Source organism: Marinobacter sp. CHS3-4 (assembly GCF_030053415.1).
In the GTDB taxonomy this organism is placed as follows: domain Bacteria; phylum Pseudomonadota; class Gammaproteobacteria; order Pseudomonadales; family Oleiphilaceae; genus Marinobacter.
The window spans coordinates 1,228,733-1,242,092 of the sequence record NZ_JASGBJ010000001.1 but is presented as its reverse complement, the minus strand read 5'-3'; the positions used below and the strand labels follow the sequence as shown (position 1 = coordinate 1,242,092).

Here is a 13,360-nt window from a genome sequence, read left to right as displayed (position 1 = left end):
GCCTTAGGCCCTATTCTGAAGCCGCGATCAGGCTGGCATTACCACCGGCGGCGGTGGTGTCCACACAGACGTGACGTTCAACCACGTACCGCTGATCCAGCTTGTGCTCGGTGATCAGTGGCAGCAGCGCGCCGCTGCGCTTCATCAGCGCCTGGCGGAATGGCTTCAGCAGTGACGGCTTGGCGCAGCTGACGAGCGCATCGAAACCATCGACGTTCTCAACGGCATCTGGCTCCAGACGGCCTTCCACACCCACGACAGGCAAGCCAGCCCTGGCAGCACGATCCAGGGTATGACTGATCCCCAGCGCAATCACCACGGCTTTGTTGCCTTGCGCCAGAGCCATCTCCATCTGCTCAATGGCCGTCTCCTTGTCAGGACCCAGACAGATCACCACGCCGCGAGCATGATTGCTCAACAGGTTGGATTCGCCAGTCGGCCCGGGCATTTCCTCGACGTGGGCATCCAGTGGCTCCGGCACCGAATCGAAGATCTGCTTCATGGTCTCGACCCGGGCTTTTGGCTCCTGGGTTTCCATGTTGTCCAGTTTGCCAATCAGGCTCTTCAGCTTTTTCGCATCCACCTTGTCACCACCGGACTCCGTGGTGGTCTGAACCGTCTCACCTTTCATAAACCGACGCACATACTGGGGGCCACCGGCTTTCGGGCCAGTGCCCGACAGGCCTTCACCACCAAATGGCTGAGACCCAACAATGGCGCCGATCTGATTGCGGTTTACGTAGGTGTTACCCACCTTGATACGGCGGGTGATGCGATCGACACGGGTATCCACCCTGCTGTGAACACCAAAGGTCAGGCCATAGCCTTTCGCATTGATGTCGTCCACAACCTTATCGAGGTCCTTGGCTTTGAAGGTGGCCACGTGCAACACCGGGCCAAAGATTTCTTCCTCGAGATCCTCGATGCCGTTTACCCGGATTACAGCCGGAGACACAAAGTTGCCGGTGTGCGGCACACTCAGCTTCTTCAGAAGCTGACCCGTATTCTCGAACTTCTTGCAGTGATCGGTAATTTTCTTGGCCGATGGGTCATCAATCACCGGACCGACGTCCGTGGACAGCAGCCAGGGGTCACCGATGCCCAGCTCTTCCATGGCACCGTAGAGCATGTCCATCAGCCCGTCGGCAACATCCTCCTGGACATACAGCATCCGAAGTGCCGAACAACGCTGGCCCGCACTCTGGAACGACGACGCCATCACATCGCGCACGACCTGCTCTGGCAGGGCCGTGGAATCCACAATCATGGCGTTCAGGCCACCGGTCTCTGCCACCATTACGGCGTCCGGGTCCATGTTTTCCGCCATGGCCTTGTCAATCACCTTCGCCGTATTGGTGGAACCGGTGAAGCAGACCCCGGCAACACGAGAATCCGAGGTCAGGCCCGCACCCACGGTTGCACCGGTGCCTGGCAGCAACTGGATTGCGTCCTTCGGAATGCCTGCCTCGTGCATCAGTTCAACGGCTCGCGCAGCAAGCAGCGACGTCTGTTCGGCCGGCTTGGCCAGAACCGTATTGCCCGCGACCAGATTCGCCAGGATCTGGCCGGTAAAGATGGCCAGCGGGAAGTTCCAGGGTGAAATGCACACCACTGGCCCACGAGCTTCCCCGCTGTCTTTGTAACGAATGCCTTCGTTGGCATAGAAATGGGCAAAGTCCACCGCTTCGCGGATTTCCGCAACAGCGTCCGACAGCGACTTGCCCGCTTCCCGGGCGGTCAGCGCGAACAGCTCATAGGTGTTCTCTTCATAGAGGTCGGCCACTTTGCGCAGACACTCGGCGCGCTCTTCAACCGGTTTGGCGGACCAGGATTTGAAGCCTTTCCCAGCGGCGGAAATGGCCGTGTCGATGTCCGCTTTATCAGCCTGGGTGACGTGACCTACAAGGTCGTCCGGATTGGCCGGGTTACGCACCACCTGAACTTCGGAGCCCGACACTTTCCCCTTGATTAAAGGACCGCCTTTCCAGTGGTGCTCTTTGTAGGCACCACGACCCTTCTCGATCGCCTCGATGGTCACCGGATCGGTGAGATCCCAACCTTTCGAGTTGCGGCGATTCTCGCCGAAGATCTTGAACGGATGCACAATCGACTTGCTGGAAATGTTTTCGCCCATTTCCGTGACTGCATCGATCGGGTCTTTCGCGATCATTTCCGGGGTGATGTCTTCATCCACAATCTGGTTCACGAACGAACTGTTGGCACCGTTCTCAAGCAGGCGACGTACCAGATAGGCCAACAGCTCCCGGTGAGGACCAACCGGCGCATAGATGCGGCAAGGCACCCCACTTTCTTCCATCACCTGGGCGTGAAGCGCTTCGCCCATGCCATGCAGGCGCTGGAATTCGTAGTTGGCTTCGCCACGAACCCGAGCCATTTCCAGAATGGCAGACACAGAATGCGCATTGTGAGTGGCAAACTGCGGGTAAATGCGGTCGGTCATGTTCATCAGCTTGGTCGAGCAGGACAGATACGACACGTCACTGCAGGCCTTGCGGGTAAATACCGGGAAGCCGTCCAGGCCCATGACCTGCGAGCGCTTGATTTCAGCATCCCAATAGGCACCTTTAACCAGCCGGACCATGATGCGGCGGTCGTACTTCTCCGCCAGGCCATACAGCCAATCCAGAACGAAAGGCGCCCGCTTGCCATAGGCCTGAACCACCACGCCAAAGCCATTCCAGCCGGCCAGGTCAGGATCGCTCAGCAAGGTTTCGATCACATCCATAGAGATGTCCAGGCGCTCCTGCTCTTCGGCGTCGATATTGAAGCCCATATTGGCAGCCGCTGCCTTCTGGACCAGGCGCTTTGCCCGTGGCAGCAGTTCTTTCATCACCCGTTCTTTGTTGCCGTACTCGTACCGTGCAAGCAACGCGGAAAGCTTGACCGAAATACCGGGGTTCTTACGCACATCCCCGCTGCAATGCTTGGCAATGCTGTCGATGGCATCCGAGTAGGAATTGTAATAACGCTGAGCGTCATGATCCGTGCGGGCGGCCTCGCCCAACATGTCATAGGAATAGGTGTAGCCCCGGGCCATGTAGCCTTCACCCGCCTTCTGGGCTTCCTTGATGTCACGCCCCAGCACAAACTGGCGACCCATTTCCTTCATGGCCAGGCCGGCCACCGTGCGAATCACAGGCTCGCCCAGGCGTTTCAGCAAACGACGCAGGGTTTGAACAATGCTCTGGCGTTCGGTTTCTGTCAGCAGGGTGCTGGTCATCAACAACGCTACCGTTGCCGTGTTAATCAGGGAGGAGTCGGCCTTGCCGACGTGCTCGCCCCAGCTGCCAGCGGTGATCTTGTCTTCAATCAGATCATTAATGGTGGTGCTGTCCGGGACCCTCAGCATGGCCTCCGCCAGACACATCAATGCCACACCTTCTTTGGTACTGAGACCATACTCCGCCAGGAACTTTTCCATGATCGTGGACTTGGCGTTCTTGCGAACCTTACGCACAAGTTCCGCCGCGCGGGTAGAAATCGCGTTGCGCTCTTCCTGGGTCAACTGGGCGCCGGCAATCATTTCGCTAATGACGGTGTATTCGTCAGCCAGATAATAATTGCGGATGGCCTGCCGGCTATCGACGAGCTCAGGCGTCACTGATTCCTGCGGTCTCATAGTTGAACCCTCATGTTTGTGTGTCTTGTTAGCCTTTACAGCATTTTACCGAGAACGCTCAAGGCTGTTTCACTGTAAAATCTGTTTTTGCAATTCGATTTGGCTTTTCTGGAGAGCGAAAAGCAGCAATAAAACTCGAAGACGCTTGCGGATTAGTCAAAAAACCTTAAGCTTTGAAGCGGGAAAAGACATATTCCTCCCCTCGGTGAGTGAGCACATATCTCTAAAGAGTAGCTGTTATAAGGGAATTACGCAGGGAAGGCAGGGAAAGATCAGGAGAAAACCATGGTTGAACTGGATCGGATTGACCACTCCATCATCCGGGAACTGCAAAAAAATGCCCGGGTGACGGTCACAGAGCTGGCGTCACGGGTGGGCCTGTCAAAGACACCCTGCCAGGTCAGAATGCGGCGGCTGGAAGAGCAAAGCTACATTACGGGCTACACCGCGCTGGTGAACCATACGAAACTGGGCCAAAACCACATCGCGTTTGCCGAAGTAAAGCTGAACGATACCAGCAGCCAGGCACTGGCGGCGTTCAATGAGTCGGTCAATCAGATCTCGGCCGTGGAACAATGCCACATGATTGCAGGCAATTTTGATTACCTTTTAAAAGTCCGCACCAGCAACATGGCAGAATATCGGAAAGTTTTGGGTGAGCAGGTGTCTGCCCTGCCCCACGTTCTGCAAACCAGCACCTATGTGGTCATGGAAAACGTAAAGGACGTCGGGATCTGAGCACCCGGGCAAGGATGTACTGAGGATGAAGAAATTCAATCTCACTGGCTGGCCGGGACGCATTATTTCGGCTGTTCTGGCTGTTCTGTGTCTGGCGGGTACCCACTTTTTCATGAGCCAGGGACTGGCGCAGCTCACCGAGGCCCGGCAGCTCGAACGGCTGCCCGTCACTCCGATTGCCGCCCTGGCGCAGGGACCTTACCTGGTATCCGGCGTCGCCGAGGCCAGCAATGGCACGTTGAAGACACCTTACTCAGGCAGTCAGGCGCTGTATTACGAATACAAGCTGACCGAGGAATACCGTGATTCTGACGGCGACCTGCGCACCCGTGTGCTGGAATCCGGTCAGCGCGGCGGCGCCTTCCGTCTGACCGATACATCGGGCCAGTCGACGGTTCAGCCACCGGCTGCGCTGAACACCGTGGATTGGAATATTCCACGTTCCTACCAGTCTGAACAGGGCAAGCGAACCTACACGGAATGGTCTCTGGAACCCGGTGATTCCGTGAATGTGGTAGGTAACTTCAGCCGGGCGGGAAAGAACGCGGCAGCTTCAACCCTGACATTTCAGGGCCTGAGCGATCACCACCTGCCTGCCCTGGTGTCTGAACAGGCTCTAGGGACGGATAGCGGTGACCGGCTGTTCCAGGCCTCCATTCGTATTTCACTGGCCACCGGTCTACTGGCGCTGGGCATTGCGCTGGCCCTGCCAATCCTGAAGATTCATCGTTTCTGGGTGTATCTGGTGGTCATGACCCTATCCGTCACCGGCACACTTTCGGTGCTGGGTATCACACAGTTAAAGAAAGAGTGGCAGGCCATTTCCAACCTTTACGAAACCCGCTACCAGCAAGCCACCGGCGCGACGGGTAACTCAATGGCGCTTGCGGACGTCGCCGCCTACAAAAGATTGATCGACCGAAACACCAGCGGCTTGCTGGACCAATGGATGGCCCGGCAGGTGTTAGAGAAAAACCTGGCGCTTCCAGAACTGAGCAGTGAAACCGAGGCCAGAGCGCAAGCCATCGCGAACAGCCGCCCAAGAGGCCAATTCCAGCATTCGACAGTCAGCATTGCGCTATCGGCAGGCAGTGCCCTGGCAGCGTTGTTACTGCTGTGGCTGGCCATTCGTACGGTGAAATTCAAACGTCTGGTGGAAGCGTTACCCACCATCAGCAGCCAGGGCACCAGCCACGGGCTTTGCGAGCTTAAAGGCATGATCGAAGTGGATGACCAGTGTCCGTTTATTCGCGACCCGCTGCTGGACGAAAAATGCATTGCATTCGACTACACGGTCAAGGAGAAACGCGGTTCCGGCAAGAACGCCCGTTGGAAAACCATTGAACATCAGAAAAATGCCGTGCCCTTCTGGCTTGAAGACAACCACGGCAAGATCAAGATCGATCCGGAAGGCGCCGACTTCGAATACCACAAACATCACACGGAGACCCGGGGGGACCGCCGCTATTCCGTCAGCTTTATGGACACGTTCATCAATGTCTATTGCCTGGGATTTGCTGGACTGGACCAGAATCAGCCGGACCGGCTGACCATACAGCAGGACAGCGAATCGCCTTTCCTGATCAGCGCCCGGGAAGAAAGCGACATCCTGATCGACCGGGGTGCCAAGGGCTTTGTCGGTGTGGCGGCCAGCCTTGGGCTGATTCTGTTCGCAACCACCGCTTTATTGTCCGCCGATGGAAGCTTCAGCCCGGATAACCTGCTGACCTCGGCCCTCGCGGTGCCCATGGTACTTCTGGGCTACATCGGCATTCTTCATTACAACGACATTGTATTTCTGGAGAATCGCGTTAAACGGGCAAGGGCCAACATCGACACGATTCTGCAACAGCGACACGACCTCTGGCCCAATCTGGAAGCCATCGTCAAAGCATCCATGGCTCACGAGCGTGATCTGCAAACGGCCATCGCCAAACTTCGCGCGGTCAACCTGAAAGCCGTCAATACACCTGAGGAAACCGACAAGCTGATCGCGTTCGAACAGACCCTCAAGAACAAGCTGGTCGCTCGAGTCGAAGATTATCCGGACATGAAAAACCATGACGTCATGCAGCAGTTCATGGCCATCATGACCCGCACCGAAAACTACCTGTCGCTGCTGCGAAACAGCTACACCGACAGCGCCAAAATCTACAACACGCGCATTCAGTCCTTTCCGGATCTGATTCTGGCAAAACTGTTCCGCTTTCGTCCCTACGACTATTTCTTGACCGAGAAATCCATCTTCTGATGGGCCAGTTTATCCGGGTCGCCCACCCAGGCGTATGCCAGCAGCGTTGGCTCGAAATCCCCGGTCGTCATGCGGTGGGCCCGTCGTGGTGGATTAAACAGCAATGAGCCAGGGGTGAATACGCTGTAGTTGCTGTCGGATACCGAGCCACTCAGACAGATGTAGGATTCGCTTATGCCGTCGTGACTGTGTTCCGGGTAGGTACACTTTGGGGCAAACAGAACCATGCCCAGAATCAGATGATCGCTAATCACGGGACCGTTGGGGCCCATCAATTCTGCATAAGCATACTTGCGCGCAAGCCCGGGCCGCATGCGCTCATAGCCGTATTTCCAGGTGAGTTGATCAGACACCCGAACAAACGCGCGAACCAGGGACGCCGTGGGCTGGCTGAGGCCCTGGTCAATCGCCCGATTCAACCAGGCACAGACCGGAAGCTTGATGGGCTGCTCAAACGCGACTCTCGGGTTTTTCTCCAGCTCTGCGTTCAGCCGGTTTCGCACTTCCTTGAGGTGCGAGCGGATCACCTGGTTGCCACCGGCGGAACCAAACCGGTACAAGTGCCAGAATTCCCGAAACACGTATTGCCAGTCCACATTGTCTGATAGCCTGCTCACAGCCCCTCCATTCAACTGGTGGAAGTCGTTTAGGTTCAGCGCCTTGCGATGGCTTTCAGTACCGAATCAAAGGCCCTGGAAAACTGCTTTTGTGCAACTTTATCCAGCAGGTGGCCCGCAAGGGGAAGCTTGATGTGGCCGGTGGAAATCCAGATTACCCGGGTGGCGTTGCCAACCCGATGCAGCGTGATTTCGCCACGGCGGTGGTCTACGGGGAAAGGCCTGGATTTTTCGATCCGGTAATGCATTTTCTCAGGGCGTTTGAAATCCGTGATGCGCTCGTGAAGCTCCAGCGCACCCGCGCCAATAATTCTCAACGCTCCCTTTCCGTTCTTATCCTCCTGACCCTGTTCCACCAGAACCGACCGGTCAACGCCGGGGAACTGGTCGTACGAGGCATGATCACTTAACGCTTCAAAGACCGTGTCGATGTCTTTTTCAATGGTTCGCTCTACGTGGATATGAAACATACTGAGACTCTGTCCTTGGCGCGGGGTGTAACGGTCGATTAGACCAGTGACTTCAGGTCGGCAAGAAACCGGTCCACCTGATCCGGGCGGGTAGCCCAGGAGCACATCAAACGGGCGGAACCGCCAATGAAGGTGTAAAAATGCCATCCTTTTTCACGCAATGCCAACTGGACGGTTTCGGGCAGCTCCACGAATACACCGTTCGCCTGTCTGGGGAATCGCAGCTCAACGCCGGGGATGCGCGCAATGCCCTGCTCGAGCCTCTCAGCGCAGGCGTTGGCGTGACGGGCATTGGCCAACCAGACGTCGTTTTCCAGCAGGCCGCACCAGGGCGCCGAGATAAAACGCATTTTCGAGGCAAGCTGTCCTGCCTGTTTGCAACGCCATTCAAAATCTTCAGCCAGTGACTTGTTGAAGAACACCACGGCCTCACCCAGCGCCAGGCCATTCTTGGTACCGGAAAAACACAGCACGTCCACACCCGCTTTCCAGGTAATTTCCGACGGGTGCACATCCAGGGCCGCCACCGCATTGGCAAATCTGGCACCATCCATGTGAATGCGTAACCCATGCTTGTCAGCAACCGTTCTGATGGTCTGAATGTCCTCCGGCGTGTAAACCGTGCCCACCTCGGTGGCCTGGGTCAGACTGATCACCTTGGGTTTTGGGTAATGGATATCACTTCGCTTGGTCACCAGATGCTCGATGCTTTCTGGCGTCAGCTTGCCGTCAGCACCGGTTCCCAGAAGCAACTTCGCTCCATTCGACGCGTATTCCGGCCCGCCACATTCGTCGGTTTCAATGTGGGCCAGTTCGTGACAGATCACACTGTGAAATGACTGACCCATGGACGCCAGCGCCAGCGAATTGGCTGCGGTGCCGTTGAACACAAAATACACTTCACAATCAGTATCAAACAAACGCCGCAATTCATCGGCCGCCTGCTGGGTCCAGCGATCCTCACCGTAGGCCGGTTCGTCCGATTTGTTGGCCAGGGCCATGGCCTCCCAGGCTTGCGGGCAAACCCCACTGTAATTATCGCTTGCAAACTGCTCTGACTTCTCCAAATCAACGCCTCCGGCCAATAACCAACAAATTTTTGCCATAAAGGGTCTAAATTACACGATTCGCAGTGAATCTCTATCGCACTATCATCGTATGTCGTCAGCGTGCACATAAGTAAACCACGTTAAGGAAACAGAATGACCCGACTGATAGCAGCATTGACCACAGCCGCCATCCTGGCCGGATGCAGTGGAGGCAACCCTCGGGAAGTAACCGCCACCGCCTATAACTCCGTTAACAGCCAAACCAAAGCCGGCGACCCGACACTGACCGCCTGGGGCGACACGCTGAAGCCCGGCATGAAAGCGATTGCCGTATCCCGCGACTTGATTGACGACGGCCTGACTCACGGCACAGAGGTCAAGATCGAAGGCCTGCCAGGGACATACATTGTTCGCGACAAGATGAACAAACGGTGGGAAGACAAGATCGACATCTACATGGGGCTGGACATCGAGGCTGCGAAGGAATGGGGCAAACGCACCGTCACGATTTCGTGGAAAGAGAAGGAATAGTTCGGGATCTTGCATCCATAGAATGGAGCATGGCCATATCCAGAGCAGCTGTCTGGTTCTGAGCTGCGACACGTGGTTTTGGAACTTTAATGAGCTGTTTTGGCCAACTTACAGTGACCTAGACGAGCTAAAATGACCGCCTCACTGGCCTGTTTGGTCGCAAAGCGAACATTCAGATCCGAGTCCGAAGACTTTGGAAGTGACACCAAAAAATGGCCGTCTATTGTCACCATAAATTGGCCGCTTTCTAATAAAGTGGTCCTCTAGAAAGGGAATAAAAATTCGTCTGAGAAAGTCTGCGTATTCCTCCCGTTCGACCGCAGCTTTCGAATAAGTGGTGAAACTAGAAAAGGGATGTTTACATAGATACCCGTCGTGTATTAACGGAAAACTGAGGTCAGTTCAATCTGACCTCAGCAGCCCAGGATGGCCTTGCGGACAGAGATCAAGCGTTAGCTCTGTGGTTTGATCAGGAACTTCTCTCCCGTCGCCTGTTTGCCGTAAACCGCCATCGCATCCAGTTGTAATGCACCGGCCAGGGATACTTCGTGAGTGTAGTGACTGGCGAACGTGGTCTTGATCTCGGCGGCTATGCGTTTGCGCATGGCGATGTTGGTTTCTTTGCCCAGTTTTCCTAATACATTGAACAATAAAAAGCCGTTCACACCCCAGGCAAAACCAAACGTGCGGTTCAGCGTGATCGGGCCGCGATCAAGGCCGCCATAGATATACACCTGCTTGTAGATGTCAGATCCATACACGCTGTATTCAGTCATGTTGCGAGAGACCGCGACTTCCATGCAGGTGAGAATATCACTAGCCAATCTGCCGCCACCGATAGGGTCGAAGGCGATAGTAGCGCCGGTTTCAATAAGGGCTTCGGTCAGGTCTGCCATAAAGCTGTCGCTACTGGAGTTGACCACGTATTTAGCACCCATATCGCGCAGCAAAGTTTCCTGTTCCGGCTTGCGGACGATATTGACCAGGTCGATGCCGTCGGCGATGCAGATGCGGTTGAGCATTTGTCCGAGGTTAGAGGCGGCGGCAGCGTGAACGATAGCCTTGTGGCCTTCAGCTCGCATGGTTTCTACCATGGCCAATGCCGTCAGCGGATTAACAAAGCTTGAGGCGCCTTCGGCTGCCGTCGTACCCGGCTCCAGTTCCAGACAGCTTTGAACATTGGCGCAGAGATATTTGCGGTAGCTACCACCGCCAATGACCGCAACGGTTTTGCCCATCAGGCTTTGCGCAGCGGCTGATGAGCCAGCAGCGACGACCGTACCGGCGCCTTCGTTGCCGACGGGTATAGGCTTGCCAACCCGCTTTTTAACGGCACCCATGAACTTGGCCGGGACATCGGCACTGATGACCGGGCGATCGGCGCTGCCAGATTGGCTGGCCGTCGTCATATCGGCCGCGCTGAACATCACGCCGAGGTCAGACGGGTTGATAGGGGCAGCTTCGATGCGGATGACCACTTGGTTTTCGCCCGGCTCTGGGATCTCGATCTCGCGCAGGGCCAGTTCCAGTTTGTTGTCTTCGCTAATGGTGGAAGTAAGCTCGATGTTGGTATCTGACACTTTTTTCTCCTGCAAAAGTTAAGTGGTTTGGCACTTTGATAACCGCTGTTACCACATGAAAAGTGGGGCAAGCCCCTAGCGCCTGTGTGATCCGCGTCGCTGGGGTCTCTGATCTCAGTGATCAGGTGGGGTTAGGTAAGAGTAGCAGACTGGTAAATTCAGTAGGCGCCCTCGCTGTAGATCAACTCGTAGCTATGGCTGTAAATTTCTAAGATGTTCCCAAACGGGTCTTCCATATAAATCATGCGGTAAGGCTTCTCGCCCGGATAGTAATAGCGCGGTTTCTCCATGCGCTTTTTACCACCAGCAGCCACAATGCGTTCTGCCAGTTCCTCGACGTTCGGGTCTTGAACGCAGAAGTGAAAAACGCCGGTTTTCCAGTACTCGAAATTGTCCTCCGGGTTGGTCTGGTTGTTGAACTGAAAAAGTTCCACGCCAATTCGATCTCCGGTCGATAGGTGAGCGATACGGAAACTTCCCCAGCCTGCGCCGAAAACATCCGTGCACATCTCCCCGATGGCGCTGTCGTCCTCTTCAATCTCGGTTGGTTCCATAATCAGATACCAACCCATTACATCCGTGTAGAACTTTACGGCGCGCTCAAGATCCGGCACGGATATGCCGATGTGTGAAAAATTTCGTGGGTAAACGTTGTTCATTGCCTGTCCTCCTCTGTATTTGATGAGAGCAGGTTACTTGGCGCTGATCATTAGTTAAAATTATTATTTATTCTTCAATAGATCATTATTCGTTATGATAAATATCGCTTGGTTACGCTCCTTTTGCACTCTGATTGAGGTTGGTCATTTCACCCGCACGGCGGAACGCCTCCACATGACACAGTCGGGTGTTAGTCAGCATGTGCGTAAGCTGGAGGAGCAGCTTGGCGCCGAGCTGCTTGTGCGGCAGGGCAAACAGTTTTCGCTCTCGGATGCCGGCGAAAGGCTTTATGCCGACGCGCAGGACATTCTCTTGGCGTTGTCGAATCTGGAACAGAGCGTCGGAGAGGACCCACCCTATGAAGGGGCTGTGCGGATGATGTCTCCGGGAAGTGTTGGGCTTAAACTATATCCGCATTTGCTGGCGTTGCAGAGCAAGCACCCTAAGCTCATTATCGATTACCGGTTTGCGCCGAATACCGATGTGGAAAAAGCAATCGCTGAGTCTACCGTTGATATTGGATTCATGACGTCGAAATCCGCCCTGGCCGACGTAAGTTGCATGCCGGTCGCGCAAGAGTCGCTGCTATTGGTAACACCTGCTTCGGTCGAAGAACCGGATTGGGACGATCTGATGACCCTTGGCTTTATTGATCATCCCGACGGAAGTCATCATGCTAACCTGCTTCTTGGTGCCAATTACCCTGAGTTTCAGCACAGCAACCTGTTTCCCAGAAAGGGCTTCTCAAACCAGATCGGTTTGATTCTGGAGCCGGTCAGTATGGGCTTGGGGTTTACGGTCTTACCAGCACATGCCGTTGAAGCCTTCCAAAAGCCAGAGCGCATTAAAGCTCATCGACTTGCCAGCCCGGTCAGCGAGACGCTGTATCTTTGCGCTCTGCGGCATAGGACGCTTCAGAGGAGAATGAAAACGGTAATTGCTGAAGTCAAACGATGGCTCTGAACTGGACTGGCAAAAAGAACCGCTTCAAGAACGTAGCGAATGTTCGCTTTTGTTTAGGTTCGAACAATTAATGGTCACCCAGAGGCCACGCGCCCTATTTCGAGGACGCGCGACGCTACAATTTGGCGGTTTCGGATGTTCCGCTCAGCGTGATCGCCGGGCTTACAATCCCAGTGCCTCGCCGTCTTTCAGAATGCACTGATCCAGCAATTCCAGATAACCCGCCTTGGCTTTCTGCTTCGTCTGAGCATGCGCTTTCATGTTCAGTTGCTTGAACTGCTGCGCCACTTCGTTGGCGCGAGCCATCAGGGCATCCGGCTCGACGGTTTCGTCCAGATATCCGGCTTCAACGGCGCCGGCCGGGTTGTAGATTTCTGCGTTTACGACACTGCGATAAAAATGTGCCGGGGCCAGACGATGGCGGGCAATTTCAATGCCGGCATGGTGCATGGTCATACCGATGGCTACTTCGTTAAGGCCGAGCTTGAAACTGCCTTCAATGCCGATGCGGTAATCCACGGACAGCAAGACAAACGCACCCTTGGCGATCGCATGGCCACTGCATGCGCCGATGATCGGCAGTGGAAACGCAGCAAGGCGACGGGTAAACGTGGACCCCACTGTCACCAGGGCCGTGGCTTCTTCCGGGCCTTTCTGCATTTCTTTCAGATCATAACCACCGGAAAAAATGCCGGGTTGGCCGGTGAGAATCACCACAGCTTTGTCTTCTTCGGCGCGATCCAGAGCAGTATTCAACGCTTCGAATACTTCGTGGCTCAGGGCGTTAGCCTTGCCATTGCTGATGGTGATCGTCGCCACTCCATCGTTCAATTGATAATCTACAAGATCCGTCACCGGCCT

General features: G+C 55.3%; 11 protein-coding genes. 4 read left to right on the top strand and 7 right to left on the bottom strand.

Annotation, left to right across the window (positions count from 1 at the left end; translation table 11 throughout):
- Positions 1 to 10: 10 nt before the first annotated feature.
- Positions 11 to 3,640, bottom strand: coding sequence for a bifunctional proline dehydrogenase/L-glutamate gamma-semialdehyde dehydrogenase PutA (gene putA / locus QLQ17_RS05750; RefSeq protein WP_283208587.1), 3,630 nt, complete (start codon positions 3,638 to 3,640; stop codon positions 11 to 13).
- A 285-nt stretch (positions 3,641 to 3,925) separates the two neighbouring features.
- Here putA and QLQ17_RS05745 point away from each other — a divergent pair, with 285 nt between their 5' ends.
- Entirely contained in the window at positions 3,926 to 4,378 is a 453-nt protein-coding gene (locus QLQ17_RS05745) for an Lrp/AsnC ligand binding domain-containing protein (RefSeq protein ID WP_283208586.1), read from the top strand.
- A gap of 25 nt (positions 4,379 to 4,403) precedes the next feature.
- Entirely contained in the window at positions 4,404 to 6,629 is a 2,226-nt protein-coding gene (locus QLQ17_RS05740; RefSeq protein WP_283208585.1) for a LemA family protein, read from the top strand.
- On the opposite strand, the gene QLQ17_RS05735 is transcribed toward QLQ17_RS05740, so the two are convergent.
- From QLQ17_RS05735 to QLQ17_RS05725, 3 genes are read right to left on the bottom strand one after another with little or no spacing between them, the layout of a single operon-like run.
- Positions 6,599 to 7,246: a dimethylsulfonioproprionate lyase family protein gene (locus tag QLQ17_RS05735; RefSeq protein WP_283208584.1), complete on the bottom strand. Its 648-nt coding sequence runs from the start codon at positions 7,244 to 7,246 to the stop codon at positions 6,599 to 6,601. The two genes, QLQ17_RS05740 and QLQ17_RS05735, sit on opposite strands and share 31 nt — an antisense overlap.
- A gap of 35 nt (positions 7,247 to 7,281) precedes the next feature.
- The gene (locus tag QLQ17_RS05730) at positions 7,282 to 7,716 is read right to left on the bottom strand and encodes an SRPBCC family protein (RefSeq protein WP_283208583.1); all 435 of its coding nucleotides are present in this window, start codon (positions 7,714 to 7,716) and stop codon (positions 7,282 to 7,284) included.
- Between the two features lie 38 nt (positions 7,717 to 7,754).
- Positions 7,755 to 8,822: a threonine aldolase family protein gene (locus tag QLQ17_RS05725; RefSeq protein WP_283208582.1), complete on the bottom strand. Its 1,068-nt coding sequence runs from the start codon at positions 8,820 to 8,822 to the stop codon at positions 7,755 to 7,757.
- A gap of 96 nt (positions 8,823 to 8,918) precedes the next feature.
- Here QLQ17_RS05725 and QLQ17_RS05720 point away from each other — a divergent pair, with 96 nt between their 5' ends.
- A complete protein-coding gene (locus tag QLQ17_RS05720) occupies positions 8,919 to 9,296 on the top strand; it encodes a 3D domain-containing protein (protein WP_283208581.1) in 378 nt (125 codons plus the stop codon).
- 452 nt (positions 9,297 to 9,748) lie between these two features.
- Here the strand turns inward: QLQ17_RS05720 and QLQ17_RS05715 are convergent, their stop codons facing one another.
- Both QLQ17_RS05715 and QLQ17_RS05710 read right to left on the bottom strand, forming a co-directional pair.
- Positions 9,749 to 10,876 (bottom strand): zinc-binding dehydrogenase, encoded by a 1,128-nt coding sequence (locus tag QLQ17_RS05715; protein WP_283208580.1) that lies wholly within the window; start codon positions 10,874 to 10,876, stop codon positions 9,749 to 9,751.
- A gap of 158 nt (positions 10,877 to 11,034) precedes the next feature.
- Complete coding sequence (locus QLQ17_RS05710; protein ID WP_283208579.1) at positions 11,035 to 11,535, bottom strand: lactoylglutathione lyase family protein; 501 nt, start codon at positions 11,533 to 11,535, stop codon at positions 11,035 to 11,037.
- Between the two features lie 94 nt (positions 11,536 to 11,629).
- Between QLQ17_RS05710 and QLQ17_RS05705 the strand changes: the two genes are divergently transcribed.
- The gene (locus QLQ17_RS05705; RefSeq protein ID WP_283208578.1) at positions 11,630 to 12,499 is read left to right on the top strand and encodes a LysR family transcriptional regulator; all 870 of its coding nucleotides are present in this window, start codon (positions 11,630 to 11,632) and stop codon (positions 12,497 to 12,499) included.
- Between the two features lie 162 nt (positions 12,500 to 12,661).
- Here the strand turns inward: QLQ17_RS05705 and QLQ17_RS05700 are convergent, their stop codons facing one another.
- Positions 12,662 to 13,354 (bottom strand): crotonase/enoyl-CoA hydratase family protein, encoded by a 693-nt coding sequence (locus QLQ17_RS05700; RefSeq protein WP_283208577.1) that lies wholly within the window; start codon positions 13,352 to 13,354, stop codon positions 12,662 to 12,664.
- Positions 13,355 to 13,360 lie beyond the last annotated feature (6 nt).